This window comes from Micromonospora sp. NPDC048843, assembly GCF_040649965.1.
GTDB classification, from domain to species: domain Bacteria; phylum Actinomycetota; class Actinomycetes; order Mycobacteriales; family Micromonosporaceae; genus Micromonospora; species Micromonospora hortensis.
This window is the reverse complement of record NZ_JBEZGJ010000070.1, coordinates 1-22,538: the sequence shown is the minus strand read 5'-3', so window position 1 is coordinate 22,538 and position 22,538 is coordinate 1. Positions and strand designations below refer to the sequence as shown.

At 73.1% G+C, this 22,538-nt stretch carries 21 protein-coding genes and 1 pseudogene; 17 read left to right on the top strand and 5 right to left on the bottom strand.

Translation table 11 applies throughout. The features are described from left to right. The 9 genes and pseudogenes from AB0C20_RS17860 (at position 1) to AB0C20_RS17820 (ending at position 11,295) form a co-directional block, all read left to right on the top strand. Entirely contained in the window at positions 1 to 978 is a 978-nt protein-coding gene (locus tag AB0C20_RS17860) for a WYL domain-containing protein (RefSeq protein ID WP_357568366.1), read from the top strand. 92 nt (positions 979 to 1,070) lie between these two features. Next, complete coding sequence (locus AB0C20_RS17855; protein ID WP_355009060.1) at positions 1,071 to 1,703, top strand: ATP-binding cassette domain-containing protein; 633 nt, start codon at positions 1,071 to 1,073, stop codon at positions 1,701 to 1,703. Beyond that, complete coding sequence (locus AB0C20_RS17850) at positions 1,700 to 2,980, top strand: extracellular solute-binding protein (RefSeq protein ID WP_357568365.1); 1,281 nt, start codon at positions 1,700 to 1,702, stop codon at positions 2,978 to 2,980. The genes AB0C20_RS17855 and AB0C20_RS17850 overlap by 4 nt, the downstream gene beginning before the upstream one ends. After that, entirely contained in the window at positions 2,977 to 4,743 is a 1,767-nt protein-coding gene (locus AB0C20_RS17845) for a hypothetical protein (RefSeq protein ID WP_357190583.1), read from the top strand. Before AB0C20_RS17850 ends, AB0C20_RS17845 begins: the two co-directional genes overlap by 4 nt. Then, complete coding sequence (locus AB0C20_RS17840) at positions 4,740 to 7,124, top strand: tetratricopeptide repeat protein (protein ID WP_357568364.1); 2,385 nt, start codon at positions 4,740 to 4,742, stop codon at positions 7,122 to 7,124. Before AB0C20_RS17845 ends, AB0C20_RS17840 begins: the two co-directional genes overlap by 4 nt. Before the next feature lie 76 nt (positions 7,125 to 7,200). After that, positions 7,201 to 7,777, top strand: a pseudogene (locus AB0C20_RS17835) (IS607 family transposase); the annotation flags it as partial. 43 nt (positions 7,778 to 7,820) lie between these two features. Continuing rightward, complete coding sequence (locus AB0C20_RS17830; protein ID WP_357190581.1) at positions 7,821 to 9,230, top strand: transposase; 1,410 nt, start codon at positions 7,821 to 7,823, stop codon at positions 9,228 to 9,230. 23 nt (positions 9,231 to 9,253) lie between these two features. Beyond that, positions 9,254 to 9,877 (top strand): ABC transporter ATP-binding protein, encoded by a 624-nt coding sequence (locus AB0C20_RS17825; RefSeq protein ID WP_112602474.1) that lies wholly within the window; start codon positions 9,254 to 9,256, stop codon positions 9,875 to 9,877. Further along, positions 9,874 to 11,295: a DUF6297 family protein gene (locus AB0C20_RS17820; protein WP_357190579.1), complete on the top strand. Its 1,422-nt coding sequence runs from the start codon at positions 9,874 to 9,876 to the stop codon at positions 11,293 to 11,295. The genes AB0C20_RS17825 and AB0C20_RS17820 overlap by 4 nt, the downstream gene beginning before the upstream one ends. A gap of 24 nt (positions 11,296 to 11,319) precedes the next feature. Here the strand turns inward: AB0C20_RS17820 and AB0C20_RS17815 are convergent, their stop codons facing one another. Then, the gene (locus AB0C20_RS17815; protein WP_357190577.1) at positions 11,320 to 12,792 is read right to left on the bottom strand and encodes a PLP-dependent aminotransferase family protein; all 1,473 of its coding nucleotides are present in this window, start codon (positions 12,790 to 12,792) and stop codon (positions 11,320 to 11,322) included. A gap of 62 nt (positions 12,793 to 12,854) precedes the next feature. Here AB0C20_RS17815 and AB0C20_RS17810 point away from each other — a divergent pair, with 62 nt between their 5' ends. Together AB0C20_RS17810 and AB0C20_RS17805 are read left to right on the top strand one after the other, a co-directional pair. Beyond that, positions 12,855 to 13,466 carry a LysE family translocator gene (locus tag AB0C20_RS17810; RefSeq protein WP_357568363.1) on the top strand — a complete coding sequence of 204 codons (612 nt, stop codon included), beginning with the start codon at positions 12,855 to 12,857 and terminating at the stop codon, positions 13,464 to 13,466. A 7-nt stretch (positions 13,467 to 13,473) separates the two neighbouring features. Further along, complete coding sequence (locus AB0C20_RS17805; protein ID WP_357568362.1) at positions 13,474 to 14,208, top strand: phenylalanine--tRNA ligase beta subunit-related protein; 735 nt, start codon at positions 13,474 to 13,476, stop codon at positions 14,206 to 14,208. On the opposite strand, the gene AB0C20_RS17800 is transcribed toward AB0C20_RS17805, so the two are convergent. Then, positions 14,181 to 14,783: an MBL fold metallo-hydrolase gene (locus AB0C20_RS17800; RefSeq protein WP_357190571.1), complete on the bottom strand. Its 603-nt coding sequence runs from the start codon at positions 14,781 to 14,783 to the stop codon at positions 14,181 to 14,183. The two genes, AB0C20_RS17805 and AB0C20_RS17800, sit on opposite strands and share 28 nt — an antisense overlap. Positions 14,784 to 14,862: 79 nt before the next feature. Here AB0C20_RS17800 and AB0C20_RS17795 point away from each other — a divergent pair, with 79 nt between their 5' ends. Further along, positions 14,863 to 15,669, top strand: coding sequence for an SDR family oxidoreductase (locus AB0C20_RS17795; protein WP_357190569.1), 807 nt, complete (start codon positions 14,863 to 14,865; stop codon positions 15,667 to 15,669). A gap of 19 nt (positions 15,670 to 15,688) precedes the next feature. Here AB0C20_RS17795 and AB0C20_RS17790 read toward each other — a convergent pair whose 3' ends face one another. Then, positions 15,689 to 16,297, bottom strand: a complete 609-nt coding sequence (locus AB0C20_RS17790) for a hypothetical protein (protein ID WP_357568361.1) — start codon at positions 16,295 to 16,297, stop codon at positions 15,689 to 15,691. Between the two features lie 181 nt (positions 16,298 to 16,478). Between AB0C20_RS17790 and AB0C20_RS17785 the strand changes: the two genes are divergently transcribed. From AB0C20_RS17785 to AB0C20_RS17775, 3 genes are all read left to right on the top strand, one after another. Further along, positions 16,479 to 17,576: a DUF5919 domain-containing protein gene (locus tag AB0C20_RS17785; RefSeq protein ID WP_357190565.1), complete on the top strand. Its 1,098-nt coding sequence runs from the start codon at positions 16,479 to 16,481 to the stop codon at positions 17,574 to 17,576. Between the two features lie 72 nt (positions 17,577 to 17,648). Next, positions 17,649 to 18,530 (top strand): pentapeptide repeat-containing protein, encoded by an 882-nt coding sequence (locus AB0C20_RS17780; RefSeq protein WP_357190563.1) that lies wholly within the window; start codon positions 17,649 to 17,651, stop codon positions 18,528 to 18,530. 72 nt (positions 18,531 to 18,602) lie between these two features. Then, the gene (locus AB0C20_RS17775; RefSeq protein WP_357190561.1) at positions 18,603 to 18,839 is read left to right on the top strand and encodes a preprotein translocase YidC; all 237 of its coding nucleotides are present in this window, start codon (positions 18,603 to 18,605) and stop codon (positions 18,837 to 18,839) included. Between the two features lie 7 nt (positions 18,840 to 18,846). On the opposite strand, the gene rnhA is transcribed toward AB0C20_RS17775, so the two are convergent. Continuing rightward, on the bottom strand, positions 18,847 to 19,320 hold the full coding sequence (rnhA, locus tag AB0C20_RS17770; protein ID WP_357568360.1) for a ribonuclease HI: 474 nt from the start codon (positions 19,318 to 19,320) through the stop codon (positions 18,847 to 18,849). Between the two features lie 10 nt (positions 19,321 to 19,330). Continuing rightward, positions 19,331 to 20,611, bottom strand: coding sequence for a lycopene cyclase family protein (locus tag AB0C20_RS17765; RefSeq protein ID WP_357190559.1), 1,281 nt, complete (start codon positions 20,609 to 20,611; stop codon positions 19,331 to 19,333). Positions 20,612 to 20,735: 124 nt separating this feature from the next. On the opposite strand from AB0C20_RS17765, the gene AB0C20_RS17760 reads away from it, so the two are divergent. Further along, positions 20,736 to 21,563, top strand: coding sequence for a metalloregulator ArsR/SmtB family transcription factor (locus AB0C20_RS17760; protein ID WP_357568359.1), 828 nt, complete (start codon positions 20,736 to 20,738; stop codon positions 21,561 to 21,563). A 416-nt stretch (positions 21,564 to 21,979) separates the two neighbouring features. Beyond that, on the top strand, positions 21,980 to 22,538 hold a 559-nt coding region (locus tag AB0C20_RS17755; protein ID WP_357568358.1), incomplete at its 3' end, for a hypothetical protein.

Genomic DNA, 22,538 nt, shown 5'->3' with positions numbered 1-22,538 from the left:
GTGCGGGCTTCTCGACTTCTCTCCGTCCTGCTGCTGCTCCAGTCGCACGGGCGGTTGACCGCCACGCAGCTCGCCGAGCGGTTGGCCGTCTCTCCCCGCACCATCTACCGGGACGTCGAGTCGCTGCACGCCGCCGGCATCCCGCTCTACGGCGAGGCCGGGCACGCCGGCGGCTACCAACTGGTCGACGGCTGGCGGACCCGACTGACCGGGCTGACCGCCGAGGAGGCCGACCGGCTGTTCCTCGCCGGGCTGCCCGGCCCCGCCGACGAGTTGGGCTACGGCGACGTGGTGGCGGCGCTGCAACTCAAGCTGCACGCCGCGCTCCCCGCGCCGCTGCGCGACCGGGCGACCCGACTGCAACAACGCTTCCACCTGGACACTCCCGGGTGGTACGCCGATGGCGACGCCTCCCCCGAGCTGGCCCGCACTGCGGAGGCGGTCTGGCGGCAACACCGCGTCGAGGTGCGCTACCGCGGCTGGAACGGCGAGGTGACCCGGGTCCTGGAGCCGTACGGCCTGGTGCTCAAGGGCGGCCGTTGGTACGTGGTGGCCGACCAGCCCGGCCGGGGCGCGCCGGCGACCTACCGGGTCAACCAGATCCTCGCGTTGACCCCACTGGCGCAGGGGTTCGACCGACCGGCCGACTTCGACCTGCCGTCCTGGTGGCGGGCGCACGTGGTGCAGTTCCGGGCCCGGCTGCACCGCGACGAGGCCCACGTCCGGCTCTCCCCCGCCGGGCGGGAGCGGTTGCGCGAGGTCGGCAGCGATCCGGTGGTGAAGGCGATGGACACCAGCGCCGGGCCACCGGACGCGCGGGGCTGGGTGACAGCGGTCCTGCCGATCGAGTCGCTCACCCACGCCCACGGTGAGCTGCTGCGCCTCGGCGCCGACGTCGAGGTGCTGGCCCCGGCGGCGCTTCGCGAACGGCTGGCCGCCACGGCGGCCGGGCTCGCGGCGCTCTACTCCCCCACCTGAACAGCCCCGACCGTCTCCACAGTGGAAGCGTCGGGGGCGTCGATTGTCGTCACGGTGTGCCACCCTGGGACGGTCATCAATGGTCACCGGAGGTGAGGGCCACGTTACGGCTACGCGCACTGGTCGCCGTCCCCGGCACCGGGCCGGTGACCCTCGACGTTCCCGCCGGCACGCTCGCCGCCCTGGTGGCGCCGCCCCGGTTCGGCACTGCGGTCGCCCGGGTGCTGGCCGGGCTGGCCCCGCCGGTGACCGGTCGCGTCCTCGTCGGCGACCGGGACGTCACCAGCCTGCCGCCGCCCCGCCGGCAGATCGGCTACGTGCCCGCCGGTGGCGCGCTGCTGCCGCAGCTCACAGTGCGGCGCAACATCGAGTACGGCCAGCGCAAACGCGAACGTGTGCACGAGGTGGCCAACGACTGGACGGCCACAGTGGTCGACCGGCTCGAGTTGGCGCTCTCCCTGGCCCTGCTGCCACATCAGATCTCCGACGCCCAGCGGTTCCGGGTGGCGCTCGCCCGAGCGGCGGCCTGCCTGCCCGAGGTGCTGGTGGTCGACCTGCCGGCCGGTTCGGCGGGCGACAGCCGCCTCGGTGACCTGATGCCTCGCCTCTCGCCGCCGGACGCCCCCGGCGTGGCGGTGCTGGTCTGCACCGCCGACCCGGCCACCCTGGCGGAGATACCGGTGCGGCACGAGCTGGTCACCGAGCCGAGCGAGGCGGCCCGATGAGGCCGGCCGCCCGGGTGAGTCGGCGTACGCTGCTGCGCGCCGCCGCCGCCGCGGGCGCCACCGCCCTGGCGGCCGGCTGCTCCGGCGGTAGCCGGTCGGTGCAGGTCGCCGTGGTCTGGAGCACCAGCGAACTGGACCGGTTCCGCGAGGTCGTCGCCGGCTACCCCGCCCCGGTGCAGGTGATCAGCGCCGGCAACGACATCGACGCGTTCCTGCGTGCCCGACACCTCGCCGGCACCAGCCCGGACGTGGCGATCCTGCCGCGCCCCGGCCTGGTCACCGAGTACGCCCAGCGCGGCTGGCTGAGCCCGGTGCGCGCGTCCACCGAGTACGCCGTGCCCGCCGGTCTGGGCGAGCTGCTGACGGCCGAGGGCCAGCGCTACGGCGTCTGGGTCAAGGCGGCGCACAAGTCGCTGGTCTGGCACCTGCCCTCGATGCTGCCCGTGCAGCCGGCCAACTGGGACGCGCTGGTCCGGCGGACCCGGGAGCTCGGTGCGCTCGCCAGGCGCGACGGCGGGCCGGCGCCCCTGGCCATCGGCGCCGCCGACGGCTGGGTGCTCACCGACTGGTTCGAGAACGTGCTGGCCGACATGGCACCCGAGAGTTACAACGCCCTGGGCCGGCCGGACGCCGACTGGCAGGGCAGACCGGTGCGCGAGGCGCTGGACCGGCTCGCCGGGTTGTGGAGCATCAACGGGGCGTTCGTCGGCGGCGGTCGCCGCGCCCTGCTCACCCAGTACGAGGAGTCGGTGATCCAGGTGGTGCACACGAAGCGGGCGGTGATGCTCGTCGGAGCCGACTTCACCGCCGACGTCGCCGACCCGTTCCAGCGCGGCCCGGAGGCACCTGTCACGTTCCGGTTCCCGGGCGCCCAGCCGGGCGGCGGCCCGCTGATCGTCGGCGGGGACGCGGCGGTGGCGTTCGCCGACGCCCGGGGTGGAGTCGAGCTGGTCGAGTGGCTCACCAGGGCCGACTCGTTCCAGCCGTGGCTGCGCGACGGCGGCTACCTCTCGCCCAACACCAACGTCGCGATCGGCAGCTACCGGGATCGCGTCGGCCAGGGTCTCGCCGAGGAGATGCGGGCCCCCGGCACCCTGCGTTTCGATCTCTCCGACCAGTTGCCCGGCGCGTTCACCGGCTCGGACGGGGTCGGCATCTGGCGGATCATGCAGGGCTTCTTCGCCGACGTCACCGACGGGGTCCGCGCCAGCGAGGCGATCCGCCGGGCCACCGGCCTGCTCGCCGCGGCGGCCCGCAGCGCGGGGGGCGGCCGATGAGCCAGGTGCGGGTCCTCGGCGAGCTGGCGGTCCTCGACGACGTCGGTCCAGCTCGGCGCGGTCGGGCCTATCCGGCGGCGGGGGCCACGTCGGCCCTGCTGCTGCCGGCCGCGGTGCTGCTCGGCGGGCTGGTGCTGTGGCCGGTGCTGCGGACCATGCACGCCAGCGTCACCACCGACGGTCGCTGGGTCGGCGCGGCGCACTTCCGGAACGCGCTCGCCGCCCCGGGCACCGGCGCGGTGGTCGGTCGGACGGTCCTCTGGGCGCTGCTGGTGCCGGCGGTGGTGACGGCACTGGGCTATCTGCTCGCCGCCGCGTCCCGCCGTTCCGAGGAGGGCGGCCTGGTCCGGTTGATCCTCCTGGTGCCGGTGGCGTTGCCGCTGGTGGTCACCGGGGTCACCTTCCGGCTGATGTACGACCCGGACCCGAGCCGGGGGCTGGCCACACTGGTCGCGACCCGACTGGCCGGCCGCTCGGTCGAGGACGCGCCGCAGTTGCTCGGGCCGGGAATGGTCACCGTCGCGTTGATGTCGGCGTTCGTCTGGGCCTGGGTCGGGTTGGCGGTGCTGGTCTTCCGCTCCGCGCTGGACGCGGTGCCGCCGAGCCTCGCCGACGCGGTCCGCGCCTACGGCGGTACGCGTCGCCACGTGCTGTGGGACGCGCAGTGGCGGCCACTGCTGCTGCGGACGACCGCCGTGGTTTTCGCGTTGGTGGCGGTCGGCACCAGCCGCACGTTCGACCTCATCCTGGTGATGACCCCAGGTTCGGTCCGCGACGAGGCCTCGGTGCTGGCGCTGCGGATCTGGCAGACGTCCGGGGGCACCACCACCGGCGACGGCGCCGCGCTCGGCGTGGTGTGGCTGGTGGCGGTGATCGGCGGGATCATGGTGGCCGCGCTCTTCGTCCGGCAGGCCTGGCCCCCGCCGCGCGTCGAGGCGGCACCGGAGCCCACCCCGGTCGCCCCGCCTCGGCGGGTGTTCCGGCTGCTCGCGGCGGGTGCCGCCATCGCCTGGCTGGTGCCGCTGGCGGTGCTGGTCGCCACGTCGGCGCACGGCCGGGTGGACGCCGCCGCGCGCGGCTGGTGGTCAACGCCGCCGAGTGGCGAGTCCTACCGCGACCTGGTCACCGGCACCGAGCTGTGGCGCACGCTGGGCTTCACCCTGCTGCTGGCCACCGCGGTGACCGCCACGGTGCTGGTGGTCGCGCTGCTGGCCGCGTACCCGTTGGCCTGGCTGACCGGGCCGGCCGCGCAGGCCACCGGGCTGCTGCTGCTGGCGGCCAGCGTCGTGCCGATCCAGGTCATCGCCGGGCCGGTCAACGAGGTGCTGGGCCTGGTCCTCTCCTCCGGCACGGCCCAGGGCCTGGCCCTGGTGCACATCGCGCTGGGTGTGCCGTTCGCGGTGCTGGTGCTGCGCAACGCGTTCGCCGACCTGCCGGTGGAGCAGGTCCGCGACGCCCGGTTGGGCGGGCGTCGGTGGTGGCACACCCTGCGCCGGTTGGCCCGGCACAACCTGTCGGCGGTGGTGGCGGTCTCCGTACTGGAGTTCGTCCAGGTTTGGAACGACCTGGTGGTGGGACGACTGTTCGGTGGGCCGGGGTCGTCGCCGCTCGGGCCGTTCCTGGCCGAGCAGACCCGCAGCTTCGTGAGCAACAGTGGGGCGCTGGCCGCCAGCTCGGTGCTCGCCTCGGTGCTGCCGGTGGTGCTGGTGGTCCTCTCGCGGCGGCACCTGGTCGCCGGGCTCGTCTCCGGAGGTGTGCGGTGACCGGGCCGGGTGGTTCGCGTGGCGGCTCGCGGTGGCCGGCGCTGATCGCGATCGGCGGCGTGGTCGGCAGCGTCCTCGCCAACGTGGCCAGCAACCTGGCCGGCAACGTCCTCTCCGAGCTGGCGGCCAGCGTGCTCGGGCCGGTGACCATCGTGCTGGCCTCCGGCGGCGTCGTCGGTTACGTGGTGTACGAGGTGCGCCGCCGCCGAGGTGGCCGGGAGGTCGACCCCGAGCCGACGGAGGTGCTCACCACCCCCGCCGCCGGGGCGCCCAATCTGCCCTACACGGCCGAGTTCACCGGTCGTGAGGAGCACGTCGACGCACTGGTCGGTCTGCTCACCCGGGAGCACGCCGTGGCGGTTCTGGGCCGACGCGCGGTGGGCACCTCCGCGTGCGCGGTGCAGGCCGCGAACGAGTGCCGGGAGGACTTCCCCGACGGGCAGTACTACCTCGACCTGCGGCGGCGCGGCCGACCCCGCTCGGCCCGGCAGGTGCTCACCGCACTGGCCCGGATCCTGGGCACCGCCCCGCCGACATCCGGCCGGCCGGATGCGCTCGCCGCCGCCGCCGACGCGCTGCGCCGTCAGCTCGACGGTCGCAAGATCGTGCTGGTGCTGGACAACGTCGACCGTCCCGACCAGGTCCGGCCACTGTTACCGCCCACCGCGCGCACCTGCCGCCTGTTGCTCGCCGGTGGTCCGGCGCTGGTCGGTCTGGAGGGCGTGGTCGCACACTGGATCGCCGAACCGGGCACGTCCGAGGCGGTGGAGCTGTTCGCGACGGCGGGCGGGGCCGCGCCCGCCGCCCGGGTCCGTCGCGCCGATCCGCGCACCGATCCTGCGGTACGCGAGATCGTCGACCTGTGCGGGCGGCAACCGCGTACCGTCCGCGCGCTCGGTTATCGCACCGCTCAGCACGGCTGGCGGCACTCCGACGTGCTGGACGCGCTGCGCCGCGCGGTGCAGACGCCACCGCACCAGCGGCTCGCCGTCTCACCGGCGGCCCGCCTGGTCACCGAACGGGACATCGCGTACCGGGTGTTGCCCCGCCAGGCCCGACGGTTGTACCGGCTGATGTCGCTGGTCCCCGCCCCGGTGGACCGGCCCACCATCGCCGCGCTGGCCGGGCGGCACCCCGAGCTGGTGACCGCACTGCTCGACCGGTTGGCAGCGGCGGCGTTCGTGGTCGGCGCGCCCGGCGACCGGTACGAGATCCGCCCTCTGCTGGCCGGCAGCGCCCGACTGCACCTGCGGGACGCGGATCCGGTCCGGGCCCGGGTCGCCGCGCAGGCCCGACTGACCCGGCACCTGGCCCGCCGGGCCGAACGGCACGCGGCCAACCTGGCGGTGCTCGGCTCACCGGGAGACCGAGAGTGGTCGCTGCCGCTTGACGACGACCCGTACGGCTGGTTCGACCTGCACCAGGAGCTGCTGCTGGCGGTGGTGCGGGTGCCGGCCGGCGCCAAGGAGACACTGCCCCGCCGGGTCCGTCGGTGGTGGTTCCGGTTGGCAGTGGCGCTGTGTGGGTGGCTGGCGTACGCCGAGCGGCTCGACGAGTGGGAGCAGGTCTGTCGCACCGTGCTGGCCACCCCGACCGCCGACGACCGTCCGGAGATCGCCGGGTGGGCGCACAACGAGTTGGGGGTGCTGCGTCGACGCCGGCACGACCCGCAGGGGGCGGCGGCCGCGCTCACCCTCGCGGTCAACGAGCGGGGGCGGCGGGGCAACGCCCAGGCGCGGATGAACCTCGGCCTGGCCCTGCTCGACCTGGGGCAGCTCGACGACGCGGTGGAGCACCTGGAGATGTCCCGCCGACACCGCTCCGGCGCCGACCGGGCCGGGCACGCCCTCACCGAGCTGGGCCTGGGCGCGGCCCAGTTGGCCCGGGGCGAACCGGACACCGCGCACCACCACCTGGTGCGGGCGGCCAACACGTTCCGGTCGGTGGGTGACGCGCGCGGGTACGCGGCGGCGCTGACGAACCTGGTGCTGGTGCACGCGGCGCTCGGCGAGCACCTGGACGCCGCCCAGGCGTGGCGGGCCGCACTGCGCGAGTACGAGTCGGTAAACGACCCGACGAGCCGGGCGACGGCGCTGCTCAACGCCGGGGCGACGCTGCTGAGCAGCACTCCGGGGCAGGCGCGGACGGCGTACGAGCTGCTGGCCGAGAGCCGCCGGCTGCGCGAGGAGACCCGGCCGACCGCCGGGCTGGCACGTACCCTGCTCTACCTGGGTGACGCCTGCGCCGCGCTGGGCGACCAGGCCGACGCGCGGCGGCACTGGGCGGACGCGGCGGCGGTGGCCGAGGAGGTCGCCGACGCCCAGGGGCTGGCCGCCGCCGACGCCCGACTGGAGGACGACGCCGACACCCGAGTGACGTAGGTCGCCCACTGTAGCCGCTGGCACAGGTCTGGGAGACTGGACTCTAAATTTGCTTCGCTACTCATTGTTTCCCAGACTGAGCAATTATGGGGGGTTTTGTCGCGTTTCGGAGTTCGCGGAACGCATTGATCGCTCCGCGAGCACGGTGCGCCGATGGGAGGCTGAAGGCCGGATTGTCGCCGGACGCACCCCCACCGGCCAGCGGTACTTCGACGAGTCCGATGTGTGCGCCCGTGCTCACTCCCGGTTTTTCGCGAGACGACCGGAAGGTGATCGTTTACTGTCGGGTGTCTTCCGCCGGACAGTGCGACGACCTTGCGTCGCAGCGCACCGCCATGAAGACGTTCTGCCTAGCCCGAGGGCTGGCCGTGCACGAGTGGGTCAGTGAGATCGGCGGTGGTATGGATTTGCTGCGGCCCAAGCTTCTCAACGTCATGAGCCGAGTCAACGCCGGGCAGGTGTCGACGCTGGTCATCGCCCACGAGGACCGGCTGGGCCGGTTCGGCTTCGACTATCTCTCCTACGAGGCTGAGGTGGCCGGATGTGAGCTGTTGGTGACCAACCAGGAATCGCTGTCACCGCGGGAAGAGATGGTGGCCGACCTGCTGTCGATCGTGCACAGTTTCTCAGGTCGGCTCCATGGCCTGCGCCGATAAGAGAAGCCGATGAAGACCGACGACTTGAACGGGGTGCCCGGTGAAGACCACCCGGATCGCTTACTCGCAGCGACTCAACGTCGGCAAGTATCTTGCGCTGGCCGAGCAGGCCCGGCGACTCGGGCGGGTACGCAGTGAGGTATGGCGCCGCTACGGCTCCGTGGCCGGGGCAGGGCTGACGGACCGGCAGGTCCGCGACCAGTGGTTAGCCGAGGGCACACACCGACGGTTCGAGGTGCTGGCCAACGCGTGGAAAGAGACCGTCCGTGACGCGATGGCCGACATCACCGCCAGCCGGGAGTCGGCGAAGGCGGTGGTACGTCGGGCGGTTGGGCATCATACCTCAGACCCCGCCGCGCGCAGACGGCTGTTGGGGCTGCTCAAGACCAACAAATGGTCCGGCGACGCATACCTGGCCCGGCAGATGCGCAAGCACTGGCGGCGCGGGCAAAACCACACCCACAACCAAATCGTGGTGCGCGCCGACAAGCACCACACCCATGTCGACGGCAACGGCCTTCTGTGGCTGGCCGTGCCGGGGCTCGTGCGGCGTCAGCTCGTGCGTATCCCGCTGAATACCACCGTCGCGCCGAGGGGCACGCTGCGGCTGATCCTGCGCGGCGACCGGGTCGAGGTCCACTACCAGATCGACGCCGCCACCATGAAGACCTCACAGCGTCCGTGCGGCGGAGCGACGATCGGCGTGGACAAAGGCTACACGGAGGTACTGACCGACTCCGACGGCAACCACCACGGCGCACGCCTCGGTCGGTTACTGACAACAGAGTCGGATCGGACCAAGGAACGCAACCGCCGCCGGGCGAAGCTGCGTTCGATCGCCAACAACGCCGCCCGACGCGGCGACCAGGCCAAGGCGGACCGGATCAGCCAGAACAACCTGGGAACCGTCAAGCGTGACCGTCAGGCCGCCCGCCACCGGGCACAGGTCCGCACGGAGATCTTCACCGCTGTACATCGAGTCGTCGACAAGGCCACCGTCGTCGTGGCCGAAAACCTCACCAAGACCTTCGCCGGGCGTAAACCGCTCGGCAGGGACACCAACCGACGCCTCGCCGCGTGGACCAAAGGAGTCACCGCCGAGGCACTGGCCAGCGTGTCGGAGCGCAGAGGTTCTGCGCTCGTGCACGTCAACGCCGCCTACACCTCACAAGTCTGTCACCGCTGCGGCTGCCTCGGCCGCCGCGCCGGGGACCGGCTTCACTGCACAGTGTGCGGGGTGGTGTGGCAGGCCGACGTGAACGCCGCGATCAACGTCCTGCAACGACACGGTGACCCCGACATCACCCTGCGCACCCCGCATAACTTGGTGAAGCAGATCGTGCAGACACGGGCCGATCGCCACCGGAGCAGACTGCCGCTCCCGGACTTCAGCCCAGCCCTGCTGCGCGAAGAGCGAATCATCCGGAAGTCTCACCCCGATCAGGTGTGAGCAACAAGAAGGAAGCAGACTCTGTGATCGTGGACGCGCTCTCGGTACGGGGACTCAGTCGCAACTTCGGCAACCTGGTCGTGCTCGACGAGGTGAGCTTCACGCTCCCGGCGGGCCGGATCGCTGTGGTGCTGGGCCCGAATGGCAGCGGCAAGACGACTCTGCTGCGCTGTGTCGTCGGCGCTGACCGGCCGGACGCGGGTGAGGTGCTGGTGCAGGGCCGCCGGGCCGACGAGACCGATCCTCAGGTGCGGGCGCTGGTGGCGGCCGCCCTGGACGACATCGACTTCTTCCCCGACCTGTCGGTGGTCGAGCACCTGGAGTTGGTCGCGTACGCCCACGGGGGTGACGCCGAGCCGGTCGAGGAGGTCCTCGCCGAGCTGGGTCTGGAGCCGGCCCGCGACCAACTGCCTGTGACGCTGTCCAGCGGGCAGCGCCGCCGGTTGGCGCTGGCGTCCTGTTTCGTCCGGCCCCGTCGGGTGCTGATCCTGGACGAGCCCGAGCAGCGGCTGGACGTCCGCGGGCGACAGTGGCTCGCCGACCGACTCCTGCGGGAACGGGCGGCGGGCACGGCCGTGCTGTTGGCCTCGCACGACCCGGAGCTGATCGACGCGGTGGTCGACGAGCGCATCGAGATCGGCAAGTGACCGCCGCGCCGGCCACGATCGCCGACACGCCGGCAGCGGTGCCGACCGCCCGGCAGGTGCGGACGCACCTGCGCAAGGCCCGCAGCCGGCACCACGACCATTCCCTCGGTGACGTGCTCGGCGACGCGTACGTCATGGTCCTGTTCGTGGGCATGTACGGCTGGTTCGCGATCAGCGCCAGCCGCGACCTGCTGGACTCCCCAACGGTGGGGCAGGCCGAGCCGGGCGTGCGGTGGTGGCTCGCGGTCGCCGCGCTGCTGGCCGGCGCGGGGCTCGCCTGGCGTGGTCTGCGCGCGCTCGGCCCACTGCTGGTGACCCCGGCGACGCAGAGCTGGGCGACCAGCGCGCCCATCGACCGGCGGGCCTGGTTGGCGCCGCGTTTCGTCCTGTTGCTGCTGGGAGCGGCGTGCGGCACCGCGGCGCTCGGAGTGGCAGTGGCGGCGCTCGGTGGGGTCAGCGAACCGTCAGCCCTGGGCTGGGCGGCGGCGGCGGGCGCGGGCTGGGGCGCGGCCGCGCTGGCGCTGAGCGTCGTCGCCCAGAGCAGCCGGTCGGGGCGACGCTGGCCGACAGTGGTCGGGGCCGTGCCGATGGTGACGGCGGCCGTGATCACCGCCCTCGTGGTGCTCGTCGGTCGCCTCGGCGACGGGCTGTCCCGGCCGGCGACGACACCGACCGTCGCGTTGTTCTCCGCCTCGGTGCCCCTCGCGGGCCTGGGCATGATCCTCGCGGTACGCGCGCTGCCGCGGGTCGACCGGGCCACCCTGACCACCGGCGCGCAGTTCGCCAACGCCGCCGCCACGGCCACGATCCTGCTGGACCCGAGCCTGCTCGCCAGCCTGGTGGAGAGCCGCCGCTGGCGCCGGATCGGCCGGGTTCGCAGCCGCCGGTTCCGGCCCGGCCCCGGCTGGTGGGCGCTGCTCCAGGCCGACGTACGCCGGCTGCGCCGCCACCCGAGCGCCGTGCTGATCTGGGCGGCGCTGATCGGGGTGCAGTACGCTGCCGCGCTCGCCCTGCCCGGGTTGGCCGGGGCCGCGCAGGTGGTGTTCGCGTACCTCGCCGCCAACCGGCTGACCGGTGGTCTGCGGTCGGTCAGCCGCTCACCCGGGCTACGCCGGGCGCTCGGTGGCAGCGACAACCTGCTGCGCGGGATCCATGTCGTGGTGCCGGCTGTCGGTGCGGGCGTGTGGTGGTTGCTGACAGTGCCGACCGTCGACCCGGGGCCGGCCTGGCTGGCGCCGACGCTGGCGCTGGGGGTGGTGGCCGCCGCGTTCCGGGCCGGCACCCGCCCGCCGATCGACTACGGCGGCGCGACGGTAAACACACCGTTCGGGATGATCCCGGTCGACCTGATGCGGCAGGGGTCACGGGGGCCGGCGCTGCTCGCCGTGCTGGTCCTCGTCCAGCTGTTCCTGGGCTGATTCCCAGCATGCCGCTGCCGATGGTCAACGGTGGCCGAGCGCTGCGGCGACAGCGGCGACGCCGTCCTCGATCTCGGTGGTCGTACGAGCCGCGTAGCCGAGCACGAGGCCGGGCCGGTACGGCCGCTGGCAGTGCCAGGACAGCGGTTGCACCTTCACCCCGCGCGCCAGGGTCGCCGCCGCCAGCTCGGTGTCGACCACTGCATCGTCCAGCGTGATCATCAGGTGCAGACCGGCGGCGGCGCCGTGCACCGTCGCCGACGGCAACGCGCGGGCCAGCGCGGCGATCATGGCGTCCCGCCGGCGGATGTGTCGGCGGCGCAGCAGCCGCAGATGCCGCTCGAAGGCGCCGGAGGTCATCATCTCCGCCAGCACCAGTTGCGGTAGCACGGCGTTGCCCAGGTCGGCGTTGCGCTTGGCGGCGACCACGGCCTCCCGCAGCCGCGCCGGCACGAGCAGCCAGCCGACCCGCAGGGCGGGGGCGAGCAGTTTGGAGACGCTGCCGGCGTAGCAGACCTGCTCGGGCAGCAGACCACGCAGCGCCGGCACCGGAGGACGGTCGTAGCGGTGCTCGGCGTCGTAGTCGTCCTCGATGATCAGACCGCCGGCCCGCGCCCAGGCGACGAGGTGGCGGCGGCGGTCACCGTCGAGCACCACGCCGGTCGGGAACTGGTGCGCGGGGGTGAGCATCACGGCCGGTACGCCGCTGGCGGTCAACTCGTCGACCCGCAGCCCGGCGTCGTCGACACTGATCGGCGGGGTGTCCATCCGCCAGTTGTTCAGGTGCTGGCGCACCCCGAGCGAGCCCGGGTCCTCGACGGCGATCCGATCGACGCCGGCGGCGCTGAGTGCCTGGGCGAGCAGCCCGAGCGCCTGGGAGACCCCGGCCACGATGATCACCTCAGCGGGATCGACGCTGATGCCGCGGTTACGGGCCAGCCAGGCGGCGACGGCCTGTCGCAGCACGGGCGTGCCACAGGGGTCGCCGTAGCCGAGGTCGGCCGCGGCGAGGCGGCGCAGCACGCTCCGTTCGGCACGCAGCCAGTCCGCGCGCGGAAAGGCGGCCAGATCGGGTACGCCGGGCGTCAGGTCGATTGTCGCGTGCGCCGCGCGTAGCGCCTCGAAGATGTGGGTGCCCGGTGCCGGCGGAAAGGTCGTGACCGGCGCCGGCGCGGCGGCCGCTGTGGGTGTGGGCGGGGCCGGCGCGGCGACGACGACAGTGCCGGCCCGGCCCCGACCGGCGATGTGCCCCTCCTCGGTCAGGCGCTGGTACGCCTCGGTGACCACGCCCCGGGAGACACCGAGGTCGGCGGCGAGCACCCGGGTCGGGGGCAGCCGGTCGCCGACCGGCACCCGCCCTTCGGCGATGGCCTGCCGAAGCCGGTCGGTCAGCCAGTCGGCGCGCCCGCCCGGCGTCGCGTCGGTGATGGTCAGGTGCAGGAAGTCGGACCCGGCCGATATGGACCTCTCGGATGCAGTCGCTTTGGCTCTGCCCATCGGACCATTGTGGCAGCAGAGTGAGCAGGAGCCAGACCCACCAACTCCGCCGGAGGACGATCGTGACCATCCCGTTCCTGATCACCACGCTGATCGTGGTGGTCACCCCCGGCACCGGGGTGATCTTCACGCTCTCCGCCGGTCTTTCGCGGGGTGCACGGGCCGGGGTGCTGGCCGCGTTCGCCTGCACGCTGGGGACGTTGCCGCATCTGCTGGCCGCGATGACCGGGCTGGCCGCGCTGATGCAGACCAGCGCCGTGGCGTTCGAGACCGTCCGCTACCTCGGCGTCGGCTACCTGCTCTACCTGGCCTGGTCCATGGCACGGGACCGTGACGCCTTCGCGGTGACCACCGACGCCCCGCCCCGCTCGGCGATCCGGGTGATCGTCTCCGGGGTGCTGGTCAACCTGCTCAACCCGAAGCCGACGATGTTCTTCGTCGCGTTCCTGCCGCAGTTCGTGGACACCACGGCACCGGGCTCGACCCGAGCGATGCTCGGTTGCGGCGCGGTGTTCATGCTGCTCACCTTCGTGATGTTCAGCGGCTACGGCATCTTCGCGGCCCGGGTACGCGACCGGGTGCTGACCCGACCCCGGGTCACCGACTGGCTGCGGCGAACGGCCGCCGGCACGTTCGTCGCGCTCGGCGTGACCCTCGCCCTCACCGAACGATAGGACCACAGTGCACTTCGAACATTCTCCGCGGCTTCGCGACGCGTACCCCGACCTGGTCGCCGGTGTGGTGCAGGCCGCCGGAATCACCGCCACCGCCGACGTCGCGGGACGCACGGCCGACTATCTCACCGAGGCCCGACGGCGGTTGACCGCCGGCGGGGCCGAGAGCGGGTTCCCGGAGATCCAGGCGTGGCGGCGGGCGTACACGGCGATGGGGCTGCGACCCACCAAGTACCGGTGCGCCGCCGAGGCGCTGCTGCGTCGGCTGCGCCTGGACGGCGATCTGCCCCGGGTACACCCGCTCGTCGACCTCTGCAACGCCATCTCGGCCGCATACGCCATCCCGGTCGCGGCGCTCGACCTGGACCGCGTCGACGGCGACCTGGTGGTCCGGCCGGCACACGGCGACGAGGCGTACCTGAGTTTCGCTGGCGACACCGAGCATCCAGAGCCGGGCGAGGTGACCTTCGTCGACTCCGCCGGCCGGGCACACGCCCGACGGTGGACGAACCGGCAGAGCGGCTGGTCGGCAGTGCGGGCGGGGACCTCGTCGGTGCTGATCGTCGCCGAGGCGCTGCACCGGGATGGCGGGCCGGCCGTGACCCGGCTGGTGGCCGACCTGGTAACGGAGCTGACCGACGGCTGGTCCGCCCCGACGGCCGCCGCGGTGCTCACCGCCGCCGCGCCCCGTTTCCGCACCTCGACGGCAGATGGTCAGCCGGTGTCGCCGGGCAGCAGGTGACGGTAGCCGGGGATCGTCTCGGCGAACCAGCCCGCGACACTGGCCAGGCCACGGTCGTTGAGTTGCGCGTCGTGGATCGGGTACGCCGCCGCCGCGCCCACGGCGCCGGCGAACCGGATCGCCTCGTCGAGGCGCAGCCAGGACCCCTGGGCCGGGACGAGCAGGGTGCGCACCGGCTCGTCCGGCACATGCAGGGCGTCGCCCGGGTGATAGAGCTCGCCGCCGATCAGGTAGCCGAGGTTCGGGCAGTCGGGCTGCCCCTGGTGGATCGCGGCGTGCCGGCCGCCGTGCGCGCTGACCGGAATGCCGGCCGCCGTGAACAGCTCGCCCGCACGGACTCGGGTCACCGGCAGCGGGGCGAGATCCGGCAGTCGGGCGCCCTCCGGCGCGTACACGGGGACACCGAGACCGGCGAGCCGCAACACGTCGATGTGGTCGGTGTGCTCGTGGGTGACCAGGACGGCGTCCGCGCCGACCAGGGCTTGCGGCTCGCTCCACGTCCCCGGGTCGACGACCAGCACGCCGCCGTCGTGTTCGACGCGCACACAGGCGTGCGTGAACCGGGTGATCCGCATCAGGCGACGGTACGCCCGCCGGCGATGAGTAGTGGTCCCCGTGGCGGTTGGACCGGCCCCGCCGGGGTAGTGCGGCAGCATGCCACAGCGATACGACAACTACCCCAGAATCGCCATCGTCACCGGCGCGGACTCCGGCATCGGCAAGGCCTGCGCGGTGACGCTGGCCACTGCCGGCTTCGAGATCGGCATCACCTGGTACGGCGACCCCGACGGCGCGGAACGGACGGCCACCGAGGTCCGCGCCACCGGGCGGCGTTGCGAGGTCGCCGAGGTCGACCTGACCCAACTGCCGGACGCGGCGGCGGTGGTGGACGAGTTGGCCGACCGCCTGGGCGGCATCGGGGTGCTGGTCAACAACGCCGGCATCGGGGCCTCGGCGCCGTTCGTCGACACCGGGTGGGAGCAGTGGCGCGAGGTGCTCGCCGTCGACCTGGACGCGCCCTTCCTGTGCGCCCAGCGGGCCGCGCGACGGATGCGGGCCACCGGCGCCGGCGGTCGGATCATCAACATCACCAGCGTGCACGAACACGCGCCCCGGGTCGGCTCCGCCGCGTACTGCGCCGCGAAGGGCGGGCTCGGGCTGCTGACCCGCGTGATGGCCCAGGAGTTGGCCGCCGACGGGATCACCGTCAACGCCGTCGCCCCGGGCGAGATCGCCACGCCGATGACCGGCCAGGAGGATGTCGACCCGTTCACCCAGGAACGGCCCGGCGTGCCGGTGGGGCGGCCCGGCGACGCCCGGGAGGTGGCCGCCGTGGTCGCGCTGCTCGCCTCCCCCGCCGCCAGCTACGTCACCGGCGCGTCCTGGCCGGTCGACGGGGGCATGTCGCTGATGGGTCCCCAGGCCACGGCGTTGACGAACGACGACTGGCGATCGGTCTGAGCGACACCGGCGGGTGCCGTCAGCGCATCGGCGCGGCCGACGCCCGGACGATGTAGGCGAACTGCACACCGAACGCCACCACCGCGACCAGCACCCCGACCACTACCGTCAACGCGCCCCCGGCCCCGACGGTCGTGGCCACCAGGGCGATGCCGAGCCCGCTCAGCACGGCGTTGACCGCTCCCACGAGTGCGGCAGTGGTCAACACGAACTCCCACCGCCCCGGGCGCGTGCCGACCAGGTTCCAGGCGGTGCTCATGGCGTCGTCGGCCACCACCGCGTCGGCGAAGAAGTCGTGCTCGCCGGCTAGCTTGTGCTGGTAGTAGGCCCGGATGCGTTGGATCCGCCGCAGGTCCAACGAGTTCTCCACTGTGGTCTCCACCAACCGCAGGAACGTCAGCACCCCGAGGATGACCAGCGTCGGCAGCACCGCTGCCAGGTACGGGCGGACCAGCTTGTCGTTGCTGGCGACGAAGCCGAGGCCGATCAGCGCCGCCGACAGGACGGACAGGAAGATGGTGGCGCGGCCGGTGGCCTCGGCGATGGTGCCGGCGCGGGACGTCTGCAACGCGTAGTGCTCGGTGGTCAGCACGGTGAGAAGCGCCTGCTCGCGTTCGCTCTCGTCCACCCCGACACCCTCCGTGGTCGCACGACTCCGTTACCGTCACCCTATGAGCGGTGGAGCCGGTCCGAGCGGTGAACCAGCCGCTCGGAGAACGGGACAGCGCCCAGCAAAGCGGGCACGTATCCTCCGAACTCCGGTGATCAGCAAGCGGCGGTGGTGCCGACCGACGGCGGAAGGGGACCGGATGCCCGGGTGGGCTGGTCGGGGCGGGCGGCAACGACGGGCCTTCGTCGTCGGCGGGGCGCTCTTCGCGATCGCCGTCGTCATGCTGCTGGCCGCCTGGCGCAGCACCGGCTTCCTCAGCGACCTCCTGCTCAACCTCGGGGCCAGCGTCGTCCTCGCGGCCATCTCGTACGTCATCTTCGACCCGTTGTTCGAGGAGGCCCGCAAGGCGCGGGTGCAGGAGCACCTCAGCTTCGACCAGCAGGCGTTCGTGGCGCGGCTGCACCGCTCTGGGCGTCGGGTGCGCATTCTCGACACCTGGACGATCCTGCTGGAGCAACGGCACCGCGAGGAGACCCTGAGCGCGGTACGAGCGGCGCTCGCCAACGGCGCCCAGGTGCAGTTGCTTCTGCTCGACCCCGACTGCACCGCCGCCCAGCAACGCTCCGAGGAGCTGGAACGGCAACGGGTGGACGTGCCCCGACAGATCCGCACCAACCTGCGCCACCTGGCCGCGTTCGCCGACGCGCTCGACGCGCGGCTGCGCCACCGCCTCCAGGTCCGGCTCTACGACGCGTCCCCGTCGATCCAGCTCTACCAGTGGGACGGGCGGGCGCTGATCTCGTTCTTCCCGATCGGGAAGTTGTCGTTCAACGTGCCGCAGCTCGAGGTGGACATGGACAGCCCGTGGGGCGGGTTCGTGCACGCCCGGTTCGAGGAGCTGTGGGAGCACGAGCAGGCCACCCTCGACCTGGAGCGGTACTGGTCGGTCACTGTCACGCTGCGCCACGACGAGTCGGACGTGGTCGAGGTACGCGTGCCGTTCGTGACTGTGGACGGGCAGCACTACGTCGACTGCCGGGGGTTCCGGGTCACCGGGCCGCTGACGGTGCGAGCCGTGCTGCCGCCCCGCGCGCCCGGGGCGGCGCCCGGCGTGTTCGCGCTGGCCGAGCCCGCCGACGGGGACCGCACGCCGGTCGCCGTCGTGAAACGGCACTTCGACCAGAAGTACGGGCACGACGACGGCGAGCGGGACGTCCGCCGTCTGGTGCCGCCACCGGGCGATGCCCGTACGCCAGCGCCCCGCCCCGCGACGGCCGGTGACACGCACGCACGGTGACCCCCGACCGACCCGTGGGCGCGGCACAGGAAACAATGGTGGTCCACCCTGATCGCCAGGAGGACCGTCGGCGTGTCGCACCACACCGCACCGCCGTCCGGGGCGGCGCAGCTACGCGCCGACTGCGGACGCTGCTTCGGGCTGTGCTGCGTGGTGCCCGCCTTCGCCGCGTCGGCGGACTTCGCCATCGACAAGCCGGCCGGCTCGCCGTGCCCGAATCTGCGCCCCGACCACCGCTGCGGCATCCACACCGAGCTGCGGGAGCGCGGGTTTCCCGGCTGTACGGTGTTCGACTGCTTCGGTGCCGGGCAGCAGGTCGCCCAGGTGACCTTCGGCGGGCGGGACTGGCGGGACGCACCGGAGACCTTGCCGGCGATGGCCGAGGCGTTCGCGGTGCTGCGACCGCTGCACGAACTGCTCTGGTACCTCACCGAGGCGGTGGCGCTGGACCCGCCGGCCGACCTGCTCGCCGAGCTGGAACGCGCCCGCGCCGAGACGCTGACGTTCACCGAGGGTGACCCGGCGCAGCTTCGCGCGGTGGACGTCGCCGACCACCGGAACCGGGTCAACCCGCTGCTGTCCCGGGCCAGCGACGCGGCCCGCGCTCCCGGCGGCGCCGACCGGCGGGGCGCGCACCTGCTCGGGGTGGACCTGCGCCGCGTCGACCTCCGCCGGGCCAACCTGCGTGGGGCGCTGCTCATCGGCGCCGACCTGCGCGGGGCGGACCTCGGCCTGGCCGACGTCACCGGCGCGGACCTGCGCGGAGCCGACCTGCGGGGCGCGGACCTGCGGCGCACGCTCTTCCTGCACCAGACCCAGCTGGACGCCGCCCGGGGTGACACCCACACCTGGCTGCCGCAGACGCTCACCCGGCCGGCGCACTGGACGGCGCTGCCGCTCACCCCGGTCCGTCAACCGTCCCGCTCCCCCGCCCGTCGGGGTCGTCGCCGCTGACCGCGAGGTTTCGGCCCTGACGACGCCGGGTAGCCAGCGCCGACGCGGACCGGCATCGACGGGGGGCACGGCGTGGGCTACCGAAATCGCCAAGGTGAGCAGCCGGGCGACCCGCAGCACAGCGAGGACGAGGCCGGCCAGGCGCCACTGGTGCAGGTCGACGCGGACACCGAGGTCCCCGCACCGGCGGACACCGACGTCCGGCCCGACATCGTGACCGAGCCCGACAACTCGGGCGTCGCCGGTGGTTCGTCCGGCAGCAGCGGCGGCGGTTCCAGCATGCCGGGGCACCCGGACGCGACTCGCTGACCCGGGATCAGCGGCTGGTCAGCGCGCCCCGGGCCTCGGTCATGCCCTTGTTGGCGAGCCCGTCGGCCCGCTCGTTCTCCGGGTGGCCGTTGTGCCCCTTGACCCACAGCCAGGTGACCTCGTGCCGCTCGCAGGCCGTCTCCAGCCGCTGCCACAGGTCGGCGTTCTTCACCGGCTGCTTCGCGGCGGTCCGCCAACCGTTGCGCTTCCACGACGCCAGCCAACTGGTGATGCCGTTGCGCACGTACGTGCTGTCGGTGTGCAGCTCCACGGTGACCGGCCGGTTCAGGCTCTCCAACGCCTGGATGGCCGCCATCAGCTCCATCCGGTTGTTGGTGGTGGGCGTGGCCTCACCGCCGCACAGCTCCCGCTCGTGATCGCCGTAGCGCAGCAGCGCACCCCAACCACCCGGACCGGGGTTGCCACTGCACGCCCCGTCGGTCCAGATCTGCACGCCCCTGCCGGCCGCCGCGTCCACCATGCCCGGCAACCTACCGGGCGCGGACGTCGTCCTCCCCGCTCGGGGGGCCGCCGCGCCGAGCCGTCGGCGTCGAACCCACCACAGCGGGTGGGATGGCCGGCGCGGGCCGGGTGGGGCGCAGCCGGTCGCGGACCCGGTGTGCGGCGTCACCGGCGGTCGCGGCGATCATCGGCATCAGCCGGGTCGAATTCATGATCGCGACCTCCTCGGCCGGAGTGGTGCCGCCGTCGAGGAAGCGCAGCACCCGCTCGGCCGGGTTGCGGTCGAAGAGCCTGTCGAAGAACTCGGGGCCGCCCACCCCGCCCCGGTCCAGCGCCCGCAGTGCCACCGCGTCCATCCAGCGGTGCCGGCGCGGGTACGCCGGCTCGGGCACCGGCGCGCGACCCGCGGCGAGGGCGCGGGCCACCTGATCGGCCTGGCGGTACATGGCGGAGAAGGTGAAGCCGGTGGAAGGGCGGGTCGCGCCACCGGCCGTGCCGAGCCGGACCACGCGGGGGGTGGGCCGGGCCGGGAACGGCGCGTCGGTCATCGGGATCACCCCGTTCTCCACCTCGCGCACCCGCAGCCCGGTCGGATCCAGCCCGAGCAGATCCCGGTAGCCGGCCAGCGCCGCGTCGTACCCGGCGTCGGTCAGCAGGTCCGGCGAGAACTCGGTGTACTCGACAAGGGCGTAGCGGTCGCTCACCGGCAGCACGTACCCGAAGGAGACGCCCCGGGGCGGCTGCGGGGTACGAAAGTCCATCAGCACCGCACGCGTCGGGTCGAACACCGGCCGGTCCGCCTCCAGCCACCACCCCCGGAAGTGCTGCAACCAGGTGGTACGCCCCGCTCGCGCCGGCGGGCGGGGACGGGAGTCGAGCACCCAGCCGGCCCGTACGCCGCGCCCGTCGCCGGTGCCCACCAGCACCCGGTCACCGTCGTCGCGCACCGTCTCGGCGGGCGCGACGATCCGGGTGGCGTCGAGGCGACGCTCGGCGTCGGCAGCCCGGTCGTAGACCGGGCCGGAGCGGAGCATGGCGTACCGCAGCGGGGTGAGGTCCAGGACGCGGCGTCGCGCCGCCGTCGCCACCTCGACCTGCTGCCAGCTCGCGCTGAGCAGCGGGTCCAGGTCGCTGTCGGGGTGACCCCAGAACGCCCAGGTGCGGTCCTGACCGCGCCGGCGCACCGGGTCGACGATGGCGATCCGCAGATCCCGGACACCGTGGCGGTCCAGTGCGGCGAGCAGCAACGACGCGGCGCCGCCGCCACCGAGCAGCGCGAGGTCGACGTCGAGCGGCGCGGAGTCGGTCACCCGCACCACGCTGCCACACGATCGCACCCGGTCGCCTGCCGCCACCGACGCCCAGATTGACAGGCAACCCATTGGTTGCCTAACTTGGCAGGCAACCACATGGTTGCCTGTCGCGGGAGGGTCGATGGACGACGCGTTCCGGGCGCTGGCCGACCCCAGCAGGCGTCAACTGCTGGACCGGCTCAACGAGCGCAACGGCCAGACCCTGCGGGAGCTGTGCGACGGGCTGGCCGGCACCCGACAGGCCGTCAGCAAGCACCTCTCGGTGCTGGAGGCGGCCCACCTCGTCACGACCGCGCGGCGCGGCCGAGAGAAGCTGCACTACCTCAACGCCGCCCCGATCAACGCCATCGCCGACCGGTGGCTCAGCCGCTACGACCGCGAGCGCGCCGCCACTCTGGCCGACCTGACCACCGCATTGGAGCGACAACCCATGGAGAGCCCGACCTTCGTCTACACCACCTACGTCACCACCACCGCGCAGAGGCTGTGGTCCGCGCTCACCGAACCGGCGTTCACCCGTCGCTACTGGGGTGGAGTCGCGCTGGTTTCGGACTGGCAGGTCGGGTCACCAGTGCTGTGGCAGGACGCACCGGACGGCGAGCCGCGCGACCTCGGCCAGCGGGTGCTCGTCGCCGAGCCGTACCGTCGCCTCTCCTACAGCTGGCACGGCTTCCAACCCGAGCACGCCGAGCACTTCGGCTGGTCCGCCGAGGAGCTGGCCGCCCGGCTCGGTGAGCGCCGGTCGACGGTGACCTTCGAGATCGAGCCGCACAGCGGGTCGACCGTCCGGCTGACCGTCATCCACGACGACTTCTCCCCCGACGGTGAGATGCACCGGGCGATCAGCGGCCAACTCGACGGCAGCGGCGGCTGGCCGGAGCTGCTGGCCAGCCTCAAGACCCTGCTGGAGACCGGTGAGCCGATGCCCGAGCCGACCCCGACCCGCTGACCCGAGGCGCGCCCCGATCCAAGATCCGCACAACTTCCGGGATGTAGTGGCCTCCGGACCGCGCGAGGCACCTACATCCCTGTTCTTGTGCGGATCTTGGACCGGCCCGGACGGTCGATCTCGGCGGGCCAGGCGGTGCATTTCCGCCGACACCGGCAATACCTCGCCATCGACACAGCGACGACAGCCCGACCGGATGGACATCGATCGGAGCACCGGTGCCGGTCGGGCCGTCCGGGCCTTTCCGCAGCTCTCCCCGCCTTCGGGTGGACACGTGACGGCAACGAGGATTTCTCATTTTCACCTGATCGAGGACCCAACCCACCTAGTGTTGGGCACACCGGTGCTAGTCACGGAGTTGGCCACCCGAACGACGTCCCACGCAGTCAGCGGACGAAAAGTGAGGGAAGACGCGTATGAAGGTCTCAACAGCACTCTGCTCGGCGGCGCTCGGCGTGGGCCTCGGCACGCTCCTGCTGCCAGGCGCCGCACTGGCCGACACCACTGTGTCACCGGCCACCACACCGGTCGGTGGGACCGTCGTGCTCACCGCGACGACCTGCAACCCGAAGTCGGGTGACGCCCTCTTCCGGGTCACCGGCCCCAACCGCGACCAGAACGTCCGATCCACCACGGCCGCCGCCGGCGGCGGGCTGAGCGCCGAGCTCTTCACCGCCGGGTTCACCCTGGGCACGTACACGGTGGCGGCGACCTGCGGCGACGGCAGCTCGGCCGGCACCGCAACCTTCGCCGTCACCCCGATCGGCGGCGCGCCGGCCGGCTCCGGCGGCGACAACCGTGACACCGGCGCTCTCGCCGCCGGCGGCACGCTGCTCGGCACCGCCCTCGCCGGCGCGGTGATCCTGATCCGCCGGCGCCGTCCGGTGTCCACTGTCGCCTCAGTGTGCGCGGTGGCCGGTGCCGTCGGCGGTGACGGGCAGGGGGCCGAGGACGGCGGTGATGATGTGGATGCGG